Below are 25,683 nucleotides of genomic sequence, written 5' to 3'. Positions count from 1 at the left end.
CGGCTTTTTTCATTACCAATATAAGGCACTTTACACTTTGATAATTCTCCTGACACAGCCCGGATATTTTTTGTTTTGCCAATATCCCCGGCGTCTCGCATCTCCAGCCAACTACCGCTTGCAATTTTTAGGTGGCATATTTTTTGCAGTTAACTATCCGGTAGAATCCATGAACAAACATTTCACCCGGAGGGTTATGGCGTGGTTAACAATAAACAAATATTCAAGAAAGGGTGGATTCTCTGGATTGCCCTGATGATAGTTACAGGGGCCATGGTCTTGTTGTGGTCCCGGAACAGGGGGTTGGAAAAACCGGATACCATTGCCTCGGGAAACGGTCGCATTGAAGCAACCGAAGTTGACATCGCAACAAAGTACCAGGGCCGTATTGCCGAAATCTTTTGCCGTGAGGGTGATTTTGTTGCGGCGGACCAGATCCTGGCCCGGATGGATACAAAAATACTTGAAGCCCAGCTCAGGCAGGCAAAAGCGTCCGTCGAACAGGTGCGTCATGGGCGAAGGTTTGCCCAGGCCCTTGTCCAGCAGCGAACCAGTGAACTGGCTGTCGCAAAAAAGGATTATCAACGTTCCCAGGCCACCTATGAGTCAAATAAATATGCCATTTCAGCCAGACAGCTTGACCATGACCGTGCAACAATGGAAACAGCAGCAGCCCTTCTTGCTGAAGCCCGGGCCCAGGTGCTTGAGTCAGAAGCCATGATCAATATTTCTATTGCAAAAACCGAAGAGATCGAGGCAACTCTCAAGGATAGTATCCTTAAAACCCCCATTCAGGGGAGGGTCCTCTATCGACTGGCTGAGCCCGGAGAAGTCCTGGGGGCTGGCGGAAAAGTTTTGACTGTGCTTGATCTGACCGATGTGTATATGTCAATTTTTTTGCCAACGGCCCAGGCCGGCAGGGTGGACATCGGGGCCGAGGCCCGGCTTGTGTTTGATGCCTTGCCGGATATTGCGGTGCCGGCCAGGGTCTCGTTTGTTGCCCCCAATGCCCAGTTTACCCCTAAGGCCGTTGAAACCAGAACGGAACGGGAAAAATTGATGTTCCGCATTAAGGTTAAAATTGCCCCTGAATTACTGATGGGGCATTTGGAAAAGGTGAAAACAGGGGTACCGGGTGTAGCCTATGTACGCCTTGATCCCCAGGCCCAATGGCCCGAGGATGTTCAGCGCAGGTCTTTGCCATGATCCCCAGGGCAGACAACCCAGCTTGTGTTGCCAATATTGACAATGTCAGCCATTATTATGGCAAAACCGTGGCCCTGGATGGTGTTGATCTTAACATTCCTGCAGGTTGCATGGCTGGACTGATCGGTCCCGACGGGGTGGGTAAGTCCAGCCTGCTGGCTTTGATTTCCGGGGTTCGGAAAATTCAGCAGGGCAGGATCTCTGTCCTGGGGGGTGACATGGGCGACAGGCATCACCGTGCCCGGGTGTGCCCGAGTATTGCCTACATGCCCCAGGGCCTCGGGCGTAACCTGTACATGACCTTGTCCGTGATAGAGAATCTGGTATTTTTCGGGCGTTTGTTCGGCCGGAATCGAGCCGAGCGAAAAAAACGCACGGACGAACTGCTTGCAGCTACAGGTTTACAACCCTTCAGGGACCGTCCTGCCGGTAAGCTTTCCGGGGGAATGAAACAGAAATTAGGCCTGTGCTGTGCCTTGATCCATGACCCGGACCTGTTGATCCTGGATGAACCGACCACGGGTGTCGATCCCTTGTCCCGCCGACAGTTCTGGCAGCTGATCGATACCATCCGTTCACGTCGCAGGGGCATGGGTGTGATTGTGTCCACCGCCTATATGGAAGAAGCCGAGGGGTTTGACTGGCTGGCAGCCATGGATGCGGGTAGAATCTTTGCCACGGGCAGTCCTGGCCAGCTGATGGAACAAACCGGCACAAGGGATCTGGACGCGGCATTTATTCGTCTGCTGCCCGAAGAAAAACGCAGGGGCCATAAACAGCTGGTGGTGCCACCGCGCATCAGTCTTGATGGTGGTCCGCCGGCAATCAAGGCCGAGGGTCTGACCCGGGTTTTTGGCGATTTCACAGCCGTGGATCATGTGAATTTTGAGATCGCCCAGGGCGAAATTTTTGGCTTTCTCGGCTCCAACGGCTGCGGCAAGACCACCACCATGAAGATGCTTACCGGTCTGTTGCCTGCCTCAGAAGGCAGGGCCATGCTGTTTAACTCCACTGTGGATGCAAATGACCTTTCAATCCGTAAACGGGTGGGATTCATGTCCCAGGGGTTTTCCCTCTACACTGAACTCACGGTTTACCAGAACCTGGAACTCCATGCCCGGTTGTTTCACCTGCCGGCGGAAAGGATTCCAGGACGGATCCAGGAGGTGATCCAGCGGTTTCACCTTGTCGATTATGAGAACGCCCTATCCAGCAGCCTGCCCCTGGGTATCCGCCAGCGTCTCTCTCTGGCCGTGGCGGTAATCCATGGCCCGGAAATGCTGATTCTGGATGAACCCACCTCCGGGGTGGATCCCGTGGCCCGGGATCAGTTCTGGGAACTTTTGATTGAACTTTCCCGCAGGGATAAGGTCACCATCTTTGTCTCCACCCATTTCATGAATGAGGCTGAGCGCTGCGACCGAATTTCCCTGATGCATGCAGGAAAGGTACTTGCCTCGGACACGCCTGCGGCGTTGATTCGTGCGCGTGGCAAAGATACCCTGCAGGATGCCTTTATTGACTATCTGGAAACGGCCGACAAAAAAATAAGCACGCTAGAGCCCCCCACGGAAGAGAGTGTATTATTTGATTCCAGGCCCCGGCCCGGCAGTGGGTTCAGCCCATTGCGTCTGTTCGGCTATGCCCATCGGGAGACCCTGGAAATCAGGCGCGATCCCATCCGGCTCACCTTTGCCCTCATGGGAACGGTTATTCTGATGTTTATCATGGGGTATGGCATCACCATGGATGTGGAAAATATCTCGTTTGCTGTGCTGGACTATGACCAGACGCCAGAGAGCTTTGATTATATCCAGAACATTTCCGGCTCCCGGTATTTTGTTGAGCGCCCATCCATTGCAGGCCAGGCTGAACTTGAACAGCGCATGCGCAGCAGTGAACTGAGCCTGGCCATGGAGATTCCGGCAGGTTTCGGTAAAGACCTTAAAAGGGGTCGCGTTCCGGAAGTGGGCGCATGGATTGATGGTGCCATGCCGTTCCGGGCAGAAACCATTGCCGGCTATCTCCAGGGCATGCACTATGCCTATTTATCAGAACTTGCCATCCGCAGCATCGGCCGGGTGCCCCGGACCACCATGGCCGATATTGAAATACGTTATCGCTATAATCAGGATTTCAAGAGTATTTACGCCATGGTGCCGGCGGTAATTCCGCTGTTGTTGATTTTCATTCCGGCAATTCTCATGGCCCTTGGTGTGGTAAGGGAAAAAGAGCTGGGCTCCATAACCAACCTTTATGCGACGCCGGTCACCCGGTTGGAGTTTCTCATTGGCAAACAGCTGCCTTATATCGGCGTCAGTATGATCAGTTTCTTCGGGTTGGTGCTGCTGGCAATTTTTGTATTCGGGGTGCCCCTTAAAGGCAGCTTCATGGCATTGACCCTGGGTGCGGTTTTTTATGTGACGGCCACCACGGGCCTGGGTCTGCTGATGTCGGCCTTTACCAATACCCAGATTGCCGCCCTAGCCGTCACGGCCATTGTCACGCTGCTGGCTGCGGTTAATTTTTCAGGCATGACCCATCCTGTGTCGTCCATGGAAGGCGTTGGAGCGGTGATGGGGAAATTTTTTCCAACCACTTATTTTTTGATTATCAGCCGGGGCGTCTTCACTAAAGCGCTGGGGTTCAGTGAGCTTTCCCGATATTTTATCGCCCTTGCCGCTTTTATTCCGGTATTAACGACCCTGAGCCTGATTTTTTTGAAAAAGCAGGAAAAATGATCATGAACAAATTTGCCAATATCTACCGTCTGGGTGTTAAGGAGCTGCGTATCCTTTTAAGGGATCCAGTGTTGATTGTTTTGATCATCTGGACTTTTTCGGGGGGAATTTACAGTATTGCAACGACCGCTTCCATGGAATTGCACAACGCCCCCATTGCTGTTGTCGATGAAGATCAGTCCCAGCTTTCACGGCGCATTATCAATGCCTTTTACGGACCTTACTTTAAAACATCTGAATCCATTGACCGTGATGGGATTGATCCGGGTATGGATGGAGGGAAATATACCTTTGTCGTTGATATACCACCCGATTTTGAGCGGGACCTGCTGGCGGATCGACAGCCGGCAATTCAGGTTAACGTGGATGCAACCATGGTCAGCCAGGCCTTTATCGGTTCCAGCTATATTCAGAACATCACCAGTGGTGAGATCAACGAATTTGTGCAGGGTTTTCGTGGCGAATCCCTACTGCCCATCGGGCTTGTTGTCCGCACCAAGTTCAATCCCAACCGGAACAGCGCCTGGTTCGGCAGCGTCATGGAGGTCATCAACAACATCACCCTGCTGTCCATTATCCTCACCGGTGCTGCGGTCATCCGGGAGAGGGAACACGGTACCCTGGAACATCTTCTGGTGATGCCGCTTACGCCGTTTGAGATAATGATGGCTAAAATATGGGCCATGGGGTTGGTTGTTTTAACGGCTGCGGCATTGTCCCTGCATTTCATGGTGCAGGGTGTGCTGGGTGTGCCTGTGGCCGGTTCCGTGGGGCTCTTTTTGTTCGGTGCCATGCTGCATCTGTTTTCAGCAGCGGCCATGGGTATTTTCATGGGCACAGTCTCCCGTTCCATGCCCCAGCTCGGCCTGCTCATGATTCTGGTCATTCTGCCCCTGCAGATGCTTTCCGGTGGTATTACCCCCCATGACAGTATGCCGAAAGTGGTCCAGGCCATCATGGCGTTGGCGCCGACCACCCATTTTGTCAGTTTTGCCCAGGCGATCCTCTACCGTGGTGCGGGGTTTGATCTGGTCTGGCCAAGCTTTCTGGCAATCATCGCCATTGGCAGTGTGTTTTTCATGGCGGCCCTGATCTTGTTTCGCAGGAGCATCAACGTAACGGCCTAATGCGCCGAAACAGAACCCTGCCTGGGGATTTTTCATAAATTTTGCATGATGGAAAACAAGAGGGATGATTAAAATGACAAGAACAAGACAGTGGCTTCCCCGGTCCCGCATGGGGCATATAAATCCGTTTTTTCCGTGTTTGAACCTCTCTGGACTCCTGCTTGGATTCCTGCTCGCCGGGTGTGCGGTTGTTGGCCCGGATTATATGGTTCCTGATCCCGGGGCTCCTAAGGGGTGGAACACGGCGTTGCCTAAAGGGCTGACAGCAGCACCTCCCGATGCCCGGACCCTGGCCGGCTGGTGGTCAACCTTTAATGACCCGGCATTAACGAAATTGATTGAACGCGCCGTTGCCGGCAATCTTGACCTGGGCCTTGGGCGGGCAAGAGTTCGTGAGGCACGGGCCCGGCGGGGGATTGCCAGGGCCGATGTTTTTCCAACCATGAACGTTTCAGGTGCTGCCGCCAGGGTCCACACCAGCAGTGAAACAGACCTTGGCACGGCAAACGACTTGTACGATGCAGGTTTTGATGCCGGGTGGGAGCTTGATCTGTTTGGCGGTGTCCGACGCTCCGTCGAGGTCGCAGAAGCCTCATTTGAGGCCAGTCAGGAGGGTCTGCACGATGTTATGGTGAGCCTGCTGGCCGAAGTTGCCCTGAACTATGTGGAAGTACGATCGTTCCAGACCCGGCTGTCCCTGGCTGAGGCCAATCAAAGGGCCCAGGAGCAGACCTACGGCATGGTCGCTACGCGCAGCCAGACCGGGATGACCAGTAACCTTGACCTGGAACAGGCCCGGTACAATCTTGAAGAGACCCGGTCACAGATACCGCTGTTGCATGCAGGGCTTGAACAGGCCAAAAACCGGCTGGCCGTGCTGGTGGGCCAGAATCCCGGTTCATTGAAAGATGAACTGGCTGAACGAAAAGCCATTCCCACGCCTCCCCCAACGGTTGCTGTGGGGGTGCCGGCGGATGCGTTGCGAAGAAGACCGGACATCCGCAAGGCCGAGCGGGAACTTGCCGCCCAGACCGCCGTGGTCGGAGTTGCCACAGCCCGGCTCTACCCCAGATTTACCCTGGCAGGTTCCATTGGTCTGGAAGCCTTATCCCTGGCCAACTTGTTTGAAAGGGAGAGCGGCACGTTTGGTCTGGGCCCGTCATTTCAATGGAACCTCTTTGATGCCGGGCGGATACGCCAGAACATCGAGGTGCAGAACGCCATCCAGGAACAGGCCTTGCTCCGCTATGAGGCCTCAGTGCTCAAAGCACTGGCCGAGGTGGAAGATACCCTGACCGGTTACGCCGAGGAGCAGACCCGGCAACGGTCTTTGACGGCGGCTTCAGGGGCGGCCCAGCGTGCCGTTGAAATTGCTCAAGATCAATACCGGTCCGGTCTGACTGATTTTCAAAATGTGCTCAATGGGCAGCGGGCGCTCTTGTCCCTTCAGGATCAGCTGGCACAGAGCCAAGGGGCCGTGGCATCTGATCTCATCAGTCTGTACAAGGCCCTTGGCGGTGGGTGGACTTCCCTTGAACCGGGTATCCCTGGTAAAAATTTTCCAGAACCGTAAAATCACCGTGAATCAGGTGGAGACTGCCTCTCCCTGTTCTACCCTACTTGAGCATCTCGATGAATGCCTCTATCCGTGTTTTTAACTGCCCGGCATCCTCCATTCCATAGTCGGTCTCAATTCGCAGGCTGGGAATACCCTTTGTATCAAGGGCATTTTCAACGGGGATCGCCTCCATGGTATAGGGTTGACAGAACTGGAGCCCATAGTGGATGACGCCGTCCGCCTGGTAATCCTTTGCCATCTCCTCGATATGGTTCAGCCGGTCGCTGTTGGGGGTGAAAATGGCACAATCCACCTTGAAGTAGCGATCCGTGATAGCGTCCATGAGTTCATCCACGGTGGTGCCGGTATCGTCCGTGAGATTTCGAATACCGCGTTCACCCACGCAGGACTCTTCTCCCACGATTACGGCACCCGAGGTCTCAACAATCCAGGGCAGTTTCCAGTTGGGCACGGCCATGGGGCATCCTGCCATGAGAATCCTGGGGTTCTTTTTCGGAGACACACCCTGGTTGGCTGCGATTCTTTTTTCCAGCTCGTCACAGATTTTATTGAGGGATTCAGTGAACCTTGCCGGGTTGTCATAAAACGAGACCTGGTTTGCCAGAAGTGCGTCAAGTCCGGAAATGGGAACGGGATCCGCCTTTCTGAGCCGGGCCAGGCGGTGGAGGGCCATTCGTTTGGCATTGACCGTCTGGATTGCCTTTTTTAGAGATTCATGGGTGATGGTGACCGAAGTCAGGTCCTGGACGGCAACCTTGAATCTTTCATATTCCGACCGGAGAAGGGTGCGGCCCTGGTCGGATTTTACCTGGGGAAGATCCATGACGTAAAGGTTGTCTAGGAGTGGCCCCAGGGATTCATAGGCCTTTTTTTTGCCGTCACAGGTGTTTTCGCCCACCACCATGTCGGCACTTTCAAGGTAGGGACAGACCTTGCCGAGCTTGAACCCAAGGGCGGATTTGATCAGGGCGCAGGTGTTTCTCGGCAGATATTTTTCCACCTCCTCCATTGCAAAGTCAGCCCCGGAACAGAGTCCCACAAGGGTTGCATTGGCCGCAAGCGTAATCTCTTCGGGCACAAACACGCAATAGGAACCGATTATTTTGCGGCCCTGTTCTTTTTCATCTAAAAGTTCTTTGATCCTGAGGCCATGCACCTCGGACATCACAAAATCAAAGTAGGCCATTCCATCGGGCCGTTGTTTCTGGGCAAGATAGATATCTGTATAGGCGTCTCCAAGAACCTTCAGCAGAGCATCATGGGCCGTCAGATTCAGGCCTAAATGCTTCCACATGGACACATGTTCTTCACTCATATTAGTTTCCTTTGATTTACGATTATGGATTGGACTTATTTCTAATGGAAATCATGGGGGGAATCAAATTCATAATCTGATTCAATAAAACCATATGGATTGAGAAAAACTATGGGGGGCCACCATTTGTTGACCAGATGATGGCCATGGCAAAAAAACAGGGGCGTTCTGTAAAAAAAATAGTGTCAGCGGTGTGATTAAGGTCTTTTGTTCCGGTGGCTGGGAGCCAGGCCCTGCCACCGGAATTTACAGCTGATCAGCTGGTTTTGATTTCAATTTTTTTCCCGGAGCTCTCTTCCTTGGTTTTTTTGAGGACAAGGGTTAGAACCCCTTTCTTGTATGAGGCATTAATGGTATCAGGGTCCACCTCTGCAGGTAGTGAAATGGTGCGGCTGAAATACCCGTAGCTTCGTTCTATGCTGCGAAAAGTGCCTTTTTTTTCGTCTTTTTCCTGTTGCTTTTCACCTTTTAAGGTTAGAAGCCTTCCGTCAAGACTGGCGTTGATGTCTTTTGCTTCGCATCCGGGCAGGTCGGCCTTTACCGTGATCTCCTTATCACCCTCGTGTATATCCACCCGGGGAGTCCAGTCCTCATCGCTGAAAAAACGACGCATGGGTGTGTCCAATTCAAAGAAATTGTTGAACAGATTGTCGAGTTCACTTTTGAAACTGACCACATCCTTACCATGCCTTTTACCCTTGGAAAGTAAATCAAACATAACCTATCCTCCTTTGGTTAGGATTTGAACCATACACAGCCATGTGCCCCGGGAACGAGATCCCTGTCAGACAATGACTGTTATCCAGATTAACAGCATAATTCGTGCCTTGGAAGATGGTCCTGAAATCGTCACAGTGAGAGAATCTATCCCATTTCCTGTGTCAATTTTTTTTACAAAGTGTAAAATGACCACAGAAAAAATCTTATCGCCTGGTTTTCCCCACGACGACATAGAGGGGATCTGACAATTTTAATGTTGAAGAATAATCGTCGTGTTCCGGCCTTGGATAGCCCCGCAGGGAAACTGTTGAAAGTGCCGTGTATCGGTTGGATTCAAAAAAATACTCCAGGACCAGGCCCATGCGTTCAAAATCATGGAGATCTGTCCAGACGTTGACGGCCTTTTCAGGAAACCAGCGGTTTGAAAACGACAGGGCAAATGTGCCGCCGGGTTTGAGCACCCGGGCCACCTGATTGAACACGGTCACAGGGTCTGTCAGGTACTCCACGGACAGTGAACAGATTACTGCGTCAAAGGTGTGATCGTCAAACAACAGGATGGGATCGATATTGAGATCCTGTACCCCATATCCGGTAAGTCTTGGATTTTGCCTGAGTTCATTGGCATTAAGGCCGATGCCGTGGACCCTTGAACAGGAAAGTTCTTCGGGGATGTGGGATTCCCAGCTAGCCATGAGATCCAGTACAGCATCTCCGGGTCGGATCAGGGTTGCGTACAGCTTTGACAGATTTTTGCGTGCAGTCTGATCAATGTGGTGAACAAACCGGTCTGTTTCGTAAAAAAGAGGATCAGGCCTGGCATCTTTCCGGTGAAACCGGTTTGTACTGGAAAAACGGGTGGGGATAAGGTCGTGGCGGGACTGCATTCCCGGTCCTGTCAGGGCAAGGTCAATCCAGTCCGTGCAGCTTCCACCCCGCTCACCGGAGCCCGGAGAGCGGGTATGCACCGTCATGGTCACCTCCATGGGAATTCCTGCCATGGGATGGTTCAGGTCAACGGTCGCCAGGTCCTGGTACAAACCGATGCATCGAAAGGGGATGAGGTTGTCACTGAAGACCCCTGGGAGCCCAGATATTATGCCCTGGGGGTAAAACCGGCCAAGGTCAGGGACTTCAAGGGAAGAAAAGTTATTCAACCGGGAAAGGGGCAGGGTCAGTACCTTGTCCGGGCGGTAATCGGGTATGATGTGGCCCGGAGGAATAGGTCGAACAATGGTCTGACCGGGGGCTGCCGTCATAATTGCTTCTAACACGCTGCCGGGAAAAATGTCCCGCCAGCAGTTCATGTGGTCTGCAAAATAGCTCTCCCTATGATGGATACCGTGTCGTTCCCAGGTAATGTCAATGGAGAAATCCATTGTGTCGTAAGCGTTGTCACAGAGGGTCATGGTTTTCATGTTTTACTCCTTTGTCTTGGGGATTCAATGAAAAGGTATGACCGAATGACGGTTTTTACAACAGGGGGTGATAGGGGGGCTTGTGGGGGGGTAAAACCATCATTGTGACATGGACAATAAAAAAGACCTGAGATTGGCCTGTCTGTTTCTGATACCAAGCTTGTTGCGTAGATTCTTTCGGTGAAAACTGACGGTTGCCTCTGCAACAAAAAGGATTTCGGCTATTTCAGCGGTGGTTTTGCCGTCTTTGACCAAAGATGCGACCTGCATCTCCTGGGGGGTTAGCATCACACCGGCGTTGGAGAAATTTTGCACCATGGGTGAAATAATGTCAGTTAAATGATCTCCTACAATATTGACCAGGGTGCTCTGTCTTTCATTGAGTCGTTCCTGTTTGAGCTTATCGATATAGGGCATGATCAAGGTTTTTACATTAACGAGGAATTTTTTTTCCATGTCCGCCTTGTCCTGTTCTCTCTGGTGAAGCAGCACCTTGAGGGCTACGTTTGCCTCTTTAAGGCTTTGATTCTTATCATTAAGATGATGTTGATTTTCGGTCAATGCCTCCTGGGTAAGCTTTAGCTGGGTGATATCTTCATGGGAGACAATCACCCGTTTGGGGCCGTTTTTGTGCATTAAAACAACGCGCATGTAGAACCAGCGGGGACCCTCGGGAGAGTGACATGGATAATCGTGGAGAAACTCAGTTATTTCACCGTGCATGACCGCTCTGATGCCCTGGGCAACGGCTCGGGACTCCTCAACGTTTTCGCCCGATGCCGTTTCACACACGTTCAGATAGTTCATCTGTCTAAAATCGAAGTCTTCTGGAAGGCCATTGGCTAGGGAAAAGTTTTTCCAGGCGGCATTGGTTTCAAGGATGGTACCGCTTTCATCAAGAATGGCGATATGGGCTGACAGGGAATTAAATATTGTTTGAAGCAGTTCATTGGAAAACAAAAGTTGCCCGTCACAGGTTGAATCCTTCACTGTATGTCCATCGGTTCCAATTGGCACTTCTGTTCCTTAGATATAAAGTTAAAATATAGATTGTTAATTTAACCTTAAATCTATTCCGGTGTAAACCCTAACCTTTTTTTACGCCATGGTGCTGTTTTTGCAAAGCTAATTTGTAAAAATTGAAAATACAACAGTTGCTCTTCCAGCAACAATGCTGGGAAATGTGATAACTGTTAAAAAGCTGGAGAAAATAAATGGTTTATAGATCTCCCAGTGAAGTGGTCAGAGCTGTGAACATTGCCGGTTTGACAAAGGTTAAAATGGGGTTTGACAAGACCTTGATCATGGGGTTCATGGCCGGTGCATTCATCGCCTTTGGGGGGTTGCTCGCCATTAAGGTCGGAGGGGGCCTGCCTGGGATCAAGGCTGCGAATCCTGGGCTCCAGAGTTTTATTTTCGGGGCCGTCTTCCCAGTGGGACTCATGCTGGTTGTGATTGCCGGGGCTGAACTTTTTACGGGCAACACGGCCGTCAGCATCCCAGGGGTTCTTTCCCGAAAAATTTCCTGGATTTTATGGCTCAGGAACCTTTTTCTTTCCTATTGCGGGAACCTTCTGGGGGCGCTTTTTGTGGCATACTTTCTTGCTTACCAGACCCACCTGGTCGCACCCGAGCCCTGGCTGGGATTTACTCTGGCCGTGGCAGAAAGCAAGGTGGCGGCCAGTTTCTGGGTGTTGTTCCTAAGGGGGATCGGGTGTAACTGGCTGGTGTGTCTTTCCATCTGGCTGGCCGTGGCATCCGATGATGTAACAGGAAAAATTCTGGGCATCTGGTTTCCCATTATGGCCTTTGTGGCCCTGGGGTTTGAGCATTCCATTGCAAATATGTTTTTTATCCCCCTGGGTATTTTTCAGGGTGCCCAGGTTACCTGGACTCAATTTTTTGTTGTTAACCTGATACCCGTTACCCTGGGAAACATTGTGGGGGGAAGTTTCTTTGTCGGTTTTTTATACTGGTATGTGTATGAACACAGGGTTACAGAATAAGGCTATTTTTTTCTGGGGTGTTGTTTTCTCCAGGATCTGGGGCTTTGGTAGTTGCCGCCAAGGCCCCAGACACCCCTGTATGCCTTTTTTGCAGCAGCCTCGGCACGTCTGTATGGTTCCGGGTCAAGTCCTTTGACAAGATACCCCCTGTAACGCTCAGCCATTCCAGCTGTAAGGAGTGCCATATTTACGTTGATCCCGTCTGCAAAAACTTCGGCAAGTTGGCGGTTATAGGTGTCCATGCCATAGCACTTGAGGGTGATTGTTTTGCCTGCCACAAGGTTTGAAAGCATCTGTCGTGCCTCCTGGCTGAAGGGCTGGCCTGGCCGTCGTCTATAACTTGTTTCAGGGGCATCAATGCCGACCAGTCTGACCATGAAGGTGAGGGCCGATCCTTTGTCTGATGCTTTACCCGTCCCCTGAACCTTGATTGAATCCCCGTCATATACGGCCAGCACCTTAAACAGAGGACCTTGTGGAACGTCAATGGCAACCCTGGGATGGCTGGTTTTTTCTTCGATGGTTTTCCGGGTGGCGGCCGATGATGGGGGGGTAACATTGCTGAAGTGCCGTATGCCTTTGGTGTCGGTCCACAGGTAAATGTCCCCCATGCATGGGGCTGTCATCATGAAAAATACGAGAAAGGTGAAAATACCTTTGATCATGGGAACGGATCTCCCGGTCATGGGTGGGAATCGATATTTTCAAGTATTGAGGGTTTGTGACGGATCGTCAAGCAAAAAGAGGCTGCTCCCTTGCGGGAACAGCCTCTTGTTTAATTGTTAAACACCTTTGTCCGGGAGATTAGAATCTCTCAAAAATTCCAGCAGCACCCATACCGCCGCCAATGCACATGGAAACAATACCGTAGCGACCCTTGACTTCCTTAAGGTTGGCAAGGCAGGTTGCGGTCAATTTGGCACCTGTGCATCCCAGGGGATGACCCAGGGCAATGGCACCACCATGGATGTTGATCTTGTCCATGTATTTTTTAATGCCCAATTCCCGGATGCAGTAGATGGCCTGGGAGGCAAATGCTTCGTTGATTTCAAAGATGTCCATGTCGTCCACGGTCATATTGGCCTGTTCAAGCACCTTTGGAATGGCGTATCTGGGACCCACGCCCATTTCGTCAGCCCGGCAGCCCACGGTTGCGTAGGAGATGAGCCTTCCAATGGGTTTGAGGCCGAGTTCTTCGCATTTTTCCTTGGACACGATCAGGGAGGCAGCAGCACCGTCCGTGGTCTGGGAGGAGTTACCGGCCGTGACGCTTCCGTTTACGGCAAACACCGTGCGAAGTTTACCAAGACTCTCGGGTGTGGACTCCCGGATACCGTCGTCGGCATCCACGATGAATTGCTCTTTTTTGTAGGTCTTGTCAGCCTGCTCCACATACCGGTAGGCAGGGGTGGGAATGAGTTCGGTGAACAGTCCGTTGTCCCTTGCCCGTGCGGCCTTTGCCTGGGATTTAGAGGCAAATTCATCCTGCTCCTGGCGGGAGATCTTGTAGCGGTTTGCCACATTCTCGGCCGTGATACCCATAGAGGTGTACATTTCAGGGTCGGTCTTTGAATATTCGGGATGGGGACGGGGTACGTTGCCGCCCATGGGTACAAAGGTCATGGACTCAACCCCTGCGCCGATGACTATCTCTGACCAGCCCATGGAAACCCTTGCAGATGCAAGGGCAATGCCCTCAAGACCCGACGAGCAGAAACGGTTGACTGTGGCACCCGAAGTCTTGTCGGGAAAACCGGCCATTTTTGCGCCGATTCTGCCGATGTTGAGCCCCTGCTCTGCTTCTGGAAACGAGCACCCGCACATGACATCTTCAATGTCGTCGGGGGTGACGCCGTCTGTTTTCTCAACAAGGGTCCTGAGGATAAATGAAATCAGCTCCTCGGGCCGGGTCTCCTTGAAATGACCCCTCCTCTGCTTGCAGCCCGGGGTTCTGATTGATTGTACTATATATGCATCTTTCATCTGATTTCTCCTTTAGTTTCTGAGCGGTTTACCGGTTTTCAGCATGTGGTCGATTCTTGCCACAGTCTTTTCCTCTTTTGAAAAGTCCACAAAAGCCTCACGTTCAAGTTTGAGGATTGCTTCCTCATCAACCATGGTGTTTTTGTTGACATCACCGCCGCTCATGACATAGGCGATACGTTTGGCAAGGAAGGCATCATACTCGCTCATCATTTTGCCGCAGAGCAGGTTGAATAGTTCGCCGTTGACCATGCCCTGGCCGGCATTTCCCATCACAAGGAGACGTTGTTTGGCAGGGGGTGCATAGGCATCGTCAACCATTTTCAATACTTCTTTCTTGGCTTCGCCAATGAGATTGTCACGGTTGAATACGATTCTGTCGGCAAGTCCCAGGTAGCCGTTGCCCTTTGCCTGGGCCGCTGACATGGAAACCTTTGCCATGGCAACGTTCATGAAGGCTGGGATGAACAATTTTGCAAGATCCATGTCCTTGGCCGTTCCTGCGGGAAGGGCACTGACAAATTTTTTCCAGATGTTCATGCAGCCGCCACCTGCGGGAAGCAGTCCAACGCCGATTTCCACAAGTCCCATGAAAAGCTCCGCATGGGCCACAATCCTGTCGGCACCCAGGCAAGTCTCGCATCCGCCGCCAAGTACCATTCCATAGGGAGCGGCAACCACGGGGAAGGGGGCATATTTGGTTCTCTGGATACCATCCTGGGCCTTTTTAAGGAAGGCGTCCATTTCAGCGTATTTTTTGTCGTGGCAGAGTTTGGACACAAAGGCAAGATCGGCGCCCGCGGAAAATGCACCGGGCATTCCGCCTGCCTCGTTGCCGATGACCAGGCCGACACCATTGGCATCCACATGGTCCAGGGACTGGTCAATGGTGTCAACGATTTCACCGTTAATGGCGTTCATCTTGGTGTGGAACTCGATACAGAATACGCCGTCACCAATGTCGATGAGGCTGGCTGAACCGTTTTCAAAAACCGTCTTGTTGTTGCCCTTTGCCGCGGCAAGGGAAACCATGGTCTTGTTCACGGGAACGGCCTTATAGGATGCTGAGGCAAAGTCGTAGAACTCTTTGACGCCTTTTTCAAGCCTGTAAAAGCTCTTGTTGCCGGCGGCAAGCATGGCCATCACATTGGCAGGAACCTCAAGGTTCTCAGTCTTCATTCTCTCAACTGCGGCCTCCACCCCGTAGGTGTCCCACACTTCAAAGGGGCCCATCTCAAAGTTGTATCCCCATTTCATGGAGTTGTCGATTTCGATGATGGTGTCTGAAATCTCGGGAATCCGGTTGGCTGCGTACTGGAAGCTGTTGGCTGCCATTTTCCAGGCAAACTTGGCGCCCTTATCATCGCCCGTGAGAACGCAGACAATCTTTTCGGCAAGGGTTGCTTTTTTCTTGGCTGCATCCAGGCAGGGGAACGAAGGTCTTACAAGGTCTTCATACTCAAGGGTGGCAGGGTTGATCACCTTTCTGATTTTTTTCCACTCAGGCGTCAGATCTGTCTTGTAAAAACCTGCCCGGGTCTTGTTGCCGAGGAGTTTCTTTTCAAGCATTTTTTTGACATACTCAGGAACGACAAAGGCGTCTCGCTGTTCGTCATCAACACAGAGATCATAGGAGTTCTGGCAGACATGGGACATGGTGTCAAGACCAACAAGGTCTGTTGTCTTAAAAATGGCAGTCTTGGGTCGGCCAAGGGCCGGACCAAAAATGGCATCCACTTCGGGAACGGTCATGCCATCTTCAACCATCAGCTGCATGACCTTGCCAATACCCTGTACACCGATTCTGTTACCCACAAAGTTGGGGGTATCCTTGGCCCAGACAATTCCTTTGCCAAGGTGTTTTTCGCCAAACTTGGCGACAAAAGCCAGAACTTCGGGAAGGGTCTCAGCCCCAGGGATCAACTCAAGGAGATGCATATAGCGGACGGGGTTGAAAAAATGGGTTCCCATGAAGTGCTGTTTGAACTCAGGGGAGAGACCGGCTGACATATCCTTGAGGGGAATACCGGATGTGTTGGAACTGATGATGGCATCAGGCTTTCTGATTGCTTCGAGCCTCTTAAATAGCGCCTGTTTGATCTTCAGGTTTTCCACAACCACTTCAACGATCCAGTCGCATTCTGCAAGCTTGTCAAAATCGTCCTCAAGGTTGCCCGTGGTGATGAGTGCGGCGTCTTTTTTGGTCATGAACAGCGATGGTGCAGAGGCAAGGGCTGCGTCCATGCCTGCCTTTACGATTCTGTTTCTTGCTGCTGGGTCGCTTTTTTCTTCGTCCTTTAAATCAAACGGAACAATGTCCAAAAGCAGTACATTAACTCCAGCACCGGCAAGGAGGGCGGCGATTCCGCCACCCATTATTCCTGACCCGATCACTGCAGCCTTTCTGATCTTTCTTACCATGACTCCCTCCTGTATATAAATTAGAACCATGCAACCAACTTATGAATGAGCATTCATTTTTGATTAACAGAGTTGCCCATGGAATGTCAAGTGATTTTGTTATTTATACGATTCAGGATCATTTATCCATTCTCTTTCAATTTCAGAAAGTTAGCATTTCACACCTTTGGTTTTTAACCCCGGGTGTCTAAAAAATGACCCCGGTACCGAAAAAAATAAACAACATGAATTATAATTCATGAGTGGGCGGCCGTAACGCCTTGCCTTTAACCGGTGGTTCTGGTATTAACTCCCTATTTGATTTGCCCTTATTAATTTCAAGGACGATTACCATATGGGGAGAATGTAATGGAGTTTGATACTTTCCAGGCAAGGCAGTGCCCTTCACTGAATATTGGCTCAGTGGCGAATCTCATCGTCTCCCTGCAGAGAAATACCGGAGAAATTCCCTGGCACACGGGTGGTAAGACCGATCCATGGGACCATGTGGAATCGGCAATGGGTCTCAACATTGCAGGTTTTTATAAAGAAGCCGACCTTGCCTATCGGTGGATGGCTGAACGTCAGAACCCGGACGGGTCATGGTACTCTTCATATATCAGTGGCGAGCCTGAAGACCGGACCTGCGAAACCAATATGAGCAGCTATCTGGCAACGGGAATGTTCCACCACTGGTTGGTCCGCAAAGATTTGCCGTTCGTGGAATCCATGTGGGAAACGGTGAAACAGGGAATCAATTTTTCCGTGGGCCTTCAGACGGACCGGGGAGAGATATACTGGGCCAAGAGCCCCCAGGGAAAAATAGATCCCATGGCGCTGTTGACCGGTGCAAGTTCTATTTTCATGAGTCTCAAATGCGCCCTTGCCATTGCCGAACTTGTCGGCCAGCGTCAGCCCAGGTGGGAGCTGGCCTTTGAAAAGCTCGGTGCAACGATCCGGGATAATATTCACATTTACAATATCAGCAAATCCCGGTTTTCCATGTACTGGTTCTATCCGGTGCTGTCAGGGGCACTCAGGGGTGATGCTGCGGTCAAACGCATTGAGCGGTACTGGAAAAAATATGTGATCGAAGGTCAGGGCATTCGATGCGTGTCTGACCGGCCCTGGGTCACCATGGCTGAGACCTCGGAGTTTGTCATCGCCGTTGCTGCCATGGGCAATTTTCGGCTTGCCAGGCTGGTTTTTTCCTGGATTCAGGAGCGGGTGTTTGACGACGATACCTTCTGGTGTGGCTACACCTTTCCAGACATGACCGTCTGGCCCGAAGAAAAAATATCGTGGACCAATGCCGTGGTGTTGATGGCGGCCGACGCCCTTTACACCATAACCCCTGCATCCCGGCTTTTCAGCCACGATGCCTGGGACGGTTTCAGGTTCAAGGGGTAGAATTAGCGTGCGAAAAGATCATCGTCCCTATCTTGTTAAAAAGGCGTGGTTCAGCTTTCAGAATTTCTATCTCCACCATTTTCTGGAACCCCAGCTCGAAGGCCTTGGCCCCAATCCCTATGTGGTTAAACCCTGGCACATTGAGGTGTTTGGCGCTCCGGTCACCATTGGTGCCAATGTGACCCTGCTCGGCGCTTCAGACAAAAAGACAAGGCTCACCGTATGGACCGACAAGCCTGATGTCAGGGGGATTGAAATCGGTGACCATGTTCTCATCTCCCCTGGGGTCAGGATCAGTGCGGCCCGGGAGATTCTTATATCAGACAACTGTATGATCGCAAGCAACGCCTATATCACCGATTCTGACTGGCACGGTATCTATGATCGCAGCCTGCCCCCTGCCGAGGCATGCCCTGTGAGGCTTGAGCAAAATGTATGGATCGGCGACAGCGCCATTGTGTGCAAGGGGGTCACCATTGGAGAGAACAGCATTATAGGCGCCGGCGCCGTGGTCAGTTCCCATATCCCGGCCAACGCCATTGCCGTTGGCAATCCTGCCCGGGTGATCCGTACCCTTGATCCAGACCAGCCCATCACCACCCGTAAGGACCGGTTCTCCGATGTGGATAAAATCTCCATGCTCCTGGACAACCAGGACAGGGCCATGCTCCAGGCGAACACTTACTTTGGGTGGCTCAAGCAGCTTTTTTTCCCCTCCAGAAAAGAGTAGCCACCGGGGGTGGCGGGTGTGAAAACCAGGCATCCCAGATCTCTGTTCTTTCTGCCACCTCCCCACAGTTTTGACAAAAAATCAAACAATGTTTAAATTAGGCATTCAATCGTTGTTTTAATCGGTGGCAATTTCGGACGCTGGTTTACAAAATACGAGATACAAAAATAAAAATCCTTGACGTTGCTGAACGGCTCATCCCCTTCGTTTGGAGCTGAACTGCATTTTTATTCGGCTTAGAAAGGGGGCAAGATATTGTCAAAGGCATGGAGCCTGATAAAAGATTCAGCCTCAAAGAACACAAGCCTGACCCGATCATCAAAGTTGAAGTCCGAAAGTTGAGTAAAAAAATAAAAAGGATGAATTAAGATGAAACTCAAAAACGGGTTGATCTGGATGGTGGTGGCGGTTTCGCTCATGGTACCGGGCCTTGAAGGTGCAATGGCACATGATGGGGCGGCGTCCCCTCCGGCAAGGGTGGTCACGGCCCCTGTGATTGAACGTGTCGTTGCTGAAAGCACCAAGGTTTTGGGAACCCTTTTTTTTGATCGGGTGAGCAACCTTTCCACCGAGGTGGGCGGGCTTGTCAGTTCGGTTCATTTCAACGAGGGCGACCGGTTGAAACAGGGGGCCGTGATGTTTCGATTGAACACAGACTTCATCGACAACGAGATCGAATCTGTCCTGGCCCAGATGGACCAGGTCAGGGTTCGCCTTGCTAAGGCAGAAAAGGACCTTGGCCGTTACAAGACCCTGTTCGACCAGGAGGCGGTGAGTGAAACAGAGTATGACAATATTCTGCTTTCAAAAGAAGAGCTTGTCAAACAGACGGTCATCCTTGAAAAACAGCTTGAATTTGCCCGGCTTAAACGGGCCAAGAGTGTTATTCGGTCGCCGTTTGACGGTCTGGTCCTTGAAAAGACTGCGGAAAAGGGGGACTGGGTTTCCCAGGGTTCCAGGCTCTGCGCCATGGGTTCCATGGATGATCTTTTTGTCAAGGTCCCGGTTTCAGAAGATTTTCTTGTATTTGCCCAAAAGGGTGAACAGGTTGAGGTTTCCATTGATTCCCTTGGCAAGAGGCTGATGGGGGTCGTTGACGGGGTCATTCCCGTGGCCGATCCCCAGACCAAGAGCGTGTTTGTCAAGGTCAAGCTCCCCCAGCTTGAAAACCCGGTGCTCAATATGTCGGCCACGGTGTCCATGCCCGTGGCCTCAAAAAAGAACATGCTCCTTGTGCCAAGGGATGCCCTGGTCAACTTCAACGGCCAGAATATGGTCTACACCGTGGCCGATGGTAAAGCCACACCCATGCCCGTCACCATCCTCGCCTATGTGGGAGATCATGTGGCCATTGCCTCCGGGGGATTTAAGGCGGGTATGCCCCTGGTGGTGGATGGGAACGCCCGTTTGAGACCAGGCCAGGCCGTTACAATTATCAACTGATGTCAAACCAGGAGCAGTTGTGGTTCTAACAGTGGAAATCATTTAATTATGAATATCATTAAAAGTGCAATAGAAAGGCCCGTTACAACGGCGGTCATGGTGATTCTCATCGTTTTGTTTGGTGTGATCGGCCTTACACGACTGCCGGTTCAGCTGGCTCCAGATACGGATCTTCCCGAGATAGAGGTCCAGACGGTCTGGTCTGGGGCAAGCCCTACGGACATGGAGAGCGAGGTGGTGGAAAAACAGGAGGATAAGTTAAAGAGCCTCCAGAACCTCCAGAAGATGGAGAGTTCCTCCTACAACGACTATGCGACCATCACCCTGACCTTTGACCTTGAGACCGACATTGACACGGCGTTGTTCCGTGTTTCCAACAAACTCAATGAGGTTGACGAGTACCCGGACAATGTCATGCGGCCTGTGCTGTCAAGCTCGGGCGGTTCTTCCCAGCCCATCATCTGGATGGTCATGAAGACCATTAAGGGCAAAGACACGGCTATCCTGACACACCGGACTTTTTTTGAGAACGAAATCCGACAGTACCTGGAGCGTATTGAGGGCGTATCTTCCCTGCTGGTGTTTGGTGGAACCGAGGACCAGCTGGAGGTCATCATTGATCCTGAACGCATGACCCAGAGGGGCATCACCATCAACCAGATTATCTCCAAGATAACAACGGCCAATCGAGATGTGTCGGCAGGCGTTCTTGGTATTGACCGGAAAAATTACCGGATTAGAACCGTTGCAAAATTCCAGAATGACCAGGATCCACTGGATGTGGTGGTCTATGACGACGGCATCAAGCGGGTCTTTTTAAGGGATGTGGCAACGGCATCCATTGGCCATGAGCCCCAGTTTGTTTCGGTGATGCAGGACGGCCGGGAGGGCATTGTGGTTGGTGTCAGAAAAGAGAAGGGTGCCAACGTCATCGATATTGTAGACAGGGTCAGGGCCGAGGTGAACCGGCTTAACAACGATGTGCTGGCCAGCCGAAATCTTTTCATCGACTGGGCCCATGACGAGGCCCCCTATATCCTGACATCCATTGATAACATGAAAACAAATGTCATGATCGGCGGCGTGCTTGCCATCGTTGTCCTCCTGATCTTTCTTGGCAGTCTTCGATCCACCATCACCATCGGCCTTGCCATACCCATTTCAGCCATTGGAACCTTTATTTTCTTGTGGCTGCTCCACAGGAATCTTAACGTGGTGAGCCTTGCCGGGATTTCCTTTGCCGTTGGCATGCTGGTGGACAACTCCATTGTGGTGCTTGAAAATATTGACCGCCAGCTTCAAACGGGCAAGAAGATCTTTGACGCCGTGCTCCACGGGGCTAATGAGGTGTTTGGTGCAGTTGTCGCCTCAACCCTCACAACGGTTGCCGTGTTTCTGCCCGTTATTTTCATCAAACAGGAGGCAGGCCAGCTGTTCAAGGATATTGCCATCGCCATCACCGCATCGATTGTCCTGAGCCTTCTGGTTTCAGTCACTGTGATTCCTTCTTTCATGCATTTTCTCTACAAGAATCGTAAATTATCCTCTGGCAGTGGGAAACCTGGCCTGACAAAGGCTTTGGGCGGTTTTTTTGTGCTCCGGATCATGTCTGTGTCAAACTTTTTCCAGAAAAATGTGCTGACGCGTCTCGTCTGCATCATCGTATTCACCTCGCTTTCCATTACCAGCGCCTGGGTCCTGATGCCCAAGGCCGAGTACCTGCCCCAGGGTAACCAGAATTTTATCATGACCATACTGGTTCCACCGCCGGGTTATTCTGCCCAAAAGCGACGTGAGGTTGGTGAGTACCTGTTTGAACAGACCGATAAATACAGAAAACCCGGGGATCACAACCTTCCCTTGATTAAAAACATGTTTTACTTTTCATCGGATTTTCTTTCAGGGTTCGGGCTTTCGGCAACGGAAGAGTATGAAACCGAGGCAAAACGGTTTATCCCGGCACTCAACCGGATCATCAACTCCTTGCCGGGTATGTTCGGCATCAGCATCCAGCCGGGAATCTTTGAATCGGGCATCGGCAAGGGTCGTACTGTGGATTTGAACATTTCCGGTGAGGAGATGGACGAGATCGTCAATGCCGGAAGGGTGCTGTTTGGAGCGGTGGCCCAGGCGGTTCCAGGTTCCCAGATTAGACCGGTTCCCTCCCTTGAAATCTCCTACCCAGAGGGAAAGGTGATTGCCGACAAGCGAAAGCTTGCCGCAAGCGGCCTGACCGAGCAGGAGCTTGGCGTGTACGTGGATGTCCTGATGAACGGCAGGAAAATAAGTGAATTTGGTCCCGAAGGCAAGAACCGCATTGATCTGGTGCTCAGGGGAGCGGAAGCCCAATTCAAGACCCCCGAGGATATCCTAAATGCGCCCATTATCAATAACATTGGGCGCCAGGTGAGGGTGGGGGATGTGGCAACGATTAAGTACGACACGGGCATGACCCAGATTGACCGTTTGGAAAAAAAGCGCAATATCCGTCTTGAGATCACGCCCCCTGTTTCCGTACCCCTCCAGACGGCCATTGAAACCATTAAATCCACCTGTGACAATCTTCTGGCATCGGGTGAAATCAAAAACATATCCCTGGATCTTGGCGGTAATGCAGACAAGCTTGTGGACACCTTTGACGCCCTTAAGTGGAATCTGCTTTTGGCCCTCATGATCACCTATCTTCTGATGGCAGCCCTGTTTGAAAACTTTCTCTATCCCTTGATCATCATGTTCAGCGTTCCTTTGGCTGCCGCAGGGGGCCTTGCGGGTCTGAGGCTTGTGGATGCATACATTGCTCCCCAGCCCCTTGACGTTCTCACCATGCTGGGGTTTATTATCCTTATCGGAACGGTGGTGAACAATGCCATTCTCATTGTTCACCAGTCGTTGAACAATGTCAGAAACAGGGAGATGGACGGAATGCGGGCGATCTCTGAATCGGTCAGAACCAGGATACGCCCTATTTTCATGAGCGCATTCACCAGTATATTCGGTCTCATGCCCCTTGTCCTTGCAACGGGTTCGGGCAGCGAACTCTACCGGGGTATCGGAAGTGTATTGCTCGGCGGACTTGCCGTTTCAACGGTCTTTACCCTGTTTGTAATTCCGGCCCTGCTGGCCTTTTTCATCGGGTTTGAAAAGAGCAGGGTCGCCGTCTGATAACCATTCAACACAACGGTTAAATGGAGCATGGAATGAAAACATTTATAAAGATACCACTTCTGGTGATGGGGGCGGCACTCGTTTTTGTGGGTGTTGCCCCGGCTGCCCAAACCCTTGAAACCCTTCAGAAGAGCGCATGGGAAAACCGGGAACTTGTAAAGCGATACCAGGCCGATCTTAACCTTCGCATGGAGCGGATTAAAGAGGCCAGGGGTGAATTTCTGCCCTCCCTGGACCTTGGATATACCCTCAACCGCCTGAACCACGACACGGCAATCGGTGAAAACCGGGAGAACGACACCTTCACGGGTGGTGCTTCGTGGAATTTGTTTGCCGGGTTCAGGGATTATTATACTGTCAAAGCGGCCGAGGGGCTTACCCATGCGGGCCAGTTTAACCTTGAAGCAATCAAGCAGGACATCAGCCTGAACGTGGCCCTTGCCTTTCTTTCGGTTTACCGGGCACTTGAAAACCTGACTGTTTCTGAAAGCGAGGTCAAGCTTTACGAGGACAGACTCCGTGAGATAAGTCTCAAGGTTAAGGTGGGGGTGCTTAAAAAAACCGATCTTTTAAAGGTCAAGGTGGAGATGGACAATGCCATCCAGAACCGCCGGCGGACAGAGGCGGCCGTGGGTGCAAGTCTGAACCGTCTGCGCTTTGAAACAGGCCTTGCCATGGACAGGGAAAACCTTGATTTTTCCCTGTTTGACCAGCTGCCCCAAAGGGGGGATTATAAGACCTACGAGGGGGCACTGCTTAAAAACAGAAGCGAACTCAATGCCCTTAAAAGCGCCTTTGACGCCTCTGGTATGACTGTCCAGGCATCCAGGGCCTCCCTCTACCCCAGGGCCGACCTTTCCCTGGGCTATAGCTCCTACACAAGGGATGATTTATTCATGGGTGCCTTTGAAAATTCCGACGACGAGGTGCGCTGCCAGGCAGTGATTTCCATGAACCTGTTTGACGGCATGAAAAAATATTCCAGAACCCGCCAGGCAAGGATCGACCAGAAAAAGATCGGGTTTGACATTGCCGAACTTGAAGCAAATCTTAAAACTGAACTCAAGAACACCCTCATCAACCTGGGTGTGGCCTTTGATAACCTTGAGGTTTCCAGGGCCGGAATCCTTGAGGCCCAGGAAAACCTCCGGGTTACTGACCTTGGGTTCAGCCAGGGCATCGGTACCTCGTCGGATGTGCTCGACGCCATCTTTAACCTTTCCAGGGCAAAGTTCAACCTCATCAGCGCCTATACCGAGGTGTTTGAAAACGATTTCAGACTCAAGCGCCTGGTCGAGGCAGGTCCTGGACACAGACCCTAATAATTAACTGTCTCACCCAATTAATTGAAACATAACTGCCTCACTATTCCGAAGCACAGGTGTCTTGATTAACGGGGACACATGGGATATTTTTTTTAGTGTCAAAGTAAAAAATACACGATTTAACTGTTTGAATTAAAAGGGTTTTAAAGCTATATGTAAAATATCAAATAAATGGCCCAAGTTTTGCTTTACAGATAATCCTGACTAAATGAGCAGGAATTAAAGAAAGGAATAAACTGTGAAGAAAAAATTGTTGTTCAATTTGATATTGATATTGTTATTATTAACGGGTATCAGCAGAATGGCTAATGCCTCTTTTATTGTTGAACAGTATGACGATTTCTGGAGCAAAGACTTAAGTTTACTGGAAAATTATGCTGCAAACAATACAGCAAGCTCTACTGCTGTTTGGGATTACATCGATTTCACCGATACAACCTGGTTCTCAGGTGATATCAAAGGCAGTAATCTTTGGCCTTCGGCCGATGCTCTAAATGCCATAGGAACAGGCCATGTCTCAAATGATACTTTCTTTGTTAAAATAACCGGTGATTTCTTTATTGGCTCAGCAGGAGAGTATTCTTTTAAAACATACAGTGACGATGGCGTATTTTTGTATGTGGATGATATTCTAACGATCAATGACCCGGAGTTACATGCCTTCGAAAGAAGGACTGGAATCCAAAATCTATCCACAGGACTTCATTCTGTTGAACTGTACTTTTTTGAAAAGACAGGAGCCGCTTCCCTTGAGTTTACCCTGGCACAGGGAAGTGGAGACTATGCCCACTTCAATGATGCAGCTTATCAGGTTTTGGCATCAGAACCTGATGAGAGGATCCTTTCTGGCATTAGCAGTTTGAATGATGCAGCCTACCAAGCTCCTGTACCAGAGCCTGCAACAATGATTCTTTTTGGCATTGGCCTTTTAAGCCTTACCGGTGTGGCCAGAACAAAAGTCTCCAGAGTACAAGGTTCTTGACAGGGAATATTTTATATCATACAGGGTATGGCATATCTGTCATCTGGTTGATATTAAGAGATAATAATCTGGGGATTCTCGAAAAAGGTTTCCCCGGACAGGCTATTGCCATACCTTTTATTTAGGGGAGCTG

General features: G+C 51.0%; 18 protein-coding genes. 11 read left to right on the top strand and 7 right to left on the bottom strand.

Annotated features, from left to right (window positions below):
• Positions 1-201 precede the first annotated feature (201 nt).
• The 4 genes from HRM2_RS24005 (at position 202) to HRM2_RS23990 (ending at position 6,647) form a co-directional block, all read left to right on the top strand.
• A complete protein-coding gene (locus tag HRM2_RS24005) occupies positions 202-1,206 on the top strand; it encodes an HlyD family secretion protein (protein WP_015906607.1) in 1,005 nt (334 codons plus the stop codon).
• Positions 1,170-3,947 carry a ribosome-associated ATPase/putative transporter RbbA gene (gene rbbA, locus HRM2_RS24000; protein WP_269719600.1) on the top strand — a complete coding sequence of 926 codons (2,778 nt, stop codon included), beginning with the start codon at positions 1,170-1,172 and terminating at the stop codon, positions 3,945-3,947. The genes HRM2_RS24005 and rbbA overlap by 37 nt, the downstream gene beginning before the upstream one ends.
• 2 nt (positions 3,948-3,949) lie before the next feature.
• Positions 3,950-5,074, top strand: a complete 1,125-nt coding sequence (locus HRM2_RS23995; protein ID WP_015906605.1) for an ABC transporter permease — start codon at positions 3,950-3,952, stop codon at positions 5,072-5,074.
• A 73-nt stretch (positions 5,075-5,147) separates the two neighbouring features.
• Complete coding sequence (locus HRM2_RS23990) at positions 5,148-6,647, top strand: efflux transporter outer membrane subunit (protein ID WP_015906604.1); 1,500 nt, start codon at positions 5,148-5,150, stop codon at positions 6,645-6,647.
• A gap of 43 nt (positions 6,648-6,690) precedes the next feature.
• Here the strand turns inward: HRM2_RS23990 and HRM2_RS23985 are convergent, their stop codons facing one another.
• The 4 genes from HRM2_RS23985 to HRM2_RS23970 all read right to left on the bottom strand — a co-directional run bounded on the left by HRM2_RS23985 (position 6,691) and on the right by HRM2_RS23970 (position 11,096).
• Positions 6,691-7,968, bottom strand: a complete 1,278-nt coding sequence (locus HRM2_RS23985) for a double-cubane-cluster-containing anaerobic reductase (protein WP_015906603.1) — start codon at positions 7,966-7,968, stop codon at positions 6,691-6,693.
• Positions 7,969-8,224: 256 nt separating this feature from the next.
• Positions 8,225-8,686: an Hsp20/alpha crystallin family protein gene (locus tag HRM2_RS23980; RefSeq protein WP_015906602.1), complete on the bottom strand. Its 462-nt coding sequence runs from the start codon at positions 8,684-8,686 to the stop codon at positions 8,225-8,227.
• Between the two features lie 205 nt (positions 8,687-8,891).
• Positions 8,892-10,106 carry a methyltransferase domain-containing protein gene (locus HRM2_RS23975; protein WP_015906601.1) on the bottom strand — a complete coding sequence of 405 codons (1,215 nt, stop codon included), beginning with the start codon at positions 10,104-10,106 and terminating at the stop codon, positions 8,892-8,894.
• 99 nt (positions 10,107-10,205) lie between these two features.
• Entirely contained in the window at positions 10,206-11,096 is an 891-nt protein-coding gene (locus HRM2_RS23970; protein ID WP_148214703.1) for a LuxR C-terminal-related transcriptional regulator, read from the bottom strand.
• A 224-nt stretch (positions 11,097-11,320) separates the two neighbouring features.
• Between HRM2_RS23970 and HRM2_RS23965 the strand changes: the two genes are divergently transcribed.
• Positions 11,321-12,112 (top strand): formate/nitrite transporter family protein, encoded by a 792-nt coding sequence (locus tag HRM2_RS23965; protein ID WP_015906599.1) that lies wholly within the window; start codon positions 11,321-11,323, stop codon positions 12,110-12,112.
• Between the two features lie 2 nt (positions 12,113-12,114).
• On the opposite strand, the gene HRM2_RS23960 is transcribed toward HRM2_RS23965, so the two are convergent.
• From HRM2_RS23960 to HRM2_RS23950, 3 genes are all read right to left on the bottom strand, one after another.
• On the bottom strand, positions 12,115-12,798 hold the full coding sequence (locus HRM2_RS23960) for a thermonuclease family protein (RefSeq protein ID WP_041273483.1): 684 nt from the start codon (positions 12,796-12,798) through the stop codon (positions 12,115-12,117).
• A 118-nt stretch (positions 12,799-12,916) separates the two neighbouring features.
• Positions 12,917-14,095 (bottom strand): thiolase family protein, encoded by a 1,179-nt coding sequence (locus HRM2_RS23955; protein ID WP_015906597.1) that lies wholly within the window; start codon positions 14,093-14,095, stop codon positions 12,917-12,919.
• A 12-nt stretch (positions 14,096-14,107) separates the two neighbouring features.
• Entirely contained in the window at positions 14,108-16,516 is a 2,409-nt protein-coding gene (locus tag HRM2_RS23950) for a 3-hydroxyacyl-CoA dehydrogenase/enoyl-CoA hydratase family protein (protein ID WP_015906596.1), read from the bottom strand.
• A gap of 348 nt (positions 16,517-16,864) precedes the next feature.
• Here HRM2_RS23950 and HRM2_RS23945 point away from each other — a divergent pair, with 348 nt between their 5' ends.
• The 6 genes from HRM2_RS23945 to HRM2_RS23920 all read left to right on the top strand — a co-directional run bounded on the left by HRM2_RS23945 (position 16,865) and on the right by HRM2_RS23920 (position 25,550).
• Complete coding sequence (locus HRM2_RS23945; protein ID WP_015906595.1) at positions 16,865-17,905, top strand: prenyltransferase/squalene oxidase repeat-containing protein; 1,041 nt, start codon at positions 16,865-16,867, stop codon at positions 17,903-17,905.
• A gap of 7 nt (positions 17,906-17,912) precedes the next feature.
• On the top strand, positions 17,913-18,635 hold the full coding sequence (locus tag HRM2_RS23940) for an acyltransferase (RefSeq protein WP_015906594.1): 723 nt from the start codon (positions 17,913-17,915) through the stop codon (positions 18,633-18,635).
• Positions 18,636-19,004: 369 nt separating this feature from the next.
• Positions 19,005-20,078 (top strand): efflux RND transporter periplasmic adaptor subunit, encoded by a 1,074-nt coding sequence (locus HRM2_RS23935; protein WP_015906593.1) that lies wholly within the window; start codon positions 19,005-19,007, stop codon positions 20,076-20,078.
• Between the two features lie 48 nt (positions 20,079-20,126).
• The gene (locus HRM2_RS23930; protein ID WP_015906592.1) at positions 20,127-23,240 is read left to right on the top strand and encodes an efflux RND transporter permease subunit; all 3,114 of its coding nucleotides are present in this window, start codon (positions 20,127-20,129) and stop codon (positions 23,238-23,240) included.
• A 35-nt stretch (positions 23,241-23,275) separates the two neighbouring features.
• Entirely contained in the window at positions 23,276-24,565 is a 1,290-nt protein-coding gene (locus HRM2_RS23925; RefSeq protein ID WP_015906591.1) for a TolC family protein, read from the top strand.
• A gap of 241 nt (positions 24,566-24,806) precedes the next feature.
• Complete coding sequence (locus tag HRM2_RS23920; RefSeq protein WP_015906590.1) at positions 24,807-25,550, top strand: PA14 domain-containing protein; 744 nt, start codon at positions 24,807-24,809, stop codon at positions 25,548-25,550.
• Positions 25,551-25,683 lie beyond the last annotated feature (133 nt).

This window comes from Desulforapulum autotrophicum HRM2, from assembly GCF_000020365.1.
GTDB classification, from domain to species: domain Bacteria; phylum Desulfobacterota; class Desulfobacteria; order Desulfobacterales; family Desulfobacteraceae; genus Desulforapulum; species Desulforapulum autotrophicum.
The sequence above is the reverse complement of the archived record's forward strand: the minus strand, read 5'-3'. Positions and strand labels throughout refer to the sequence as shown.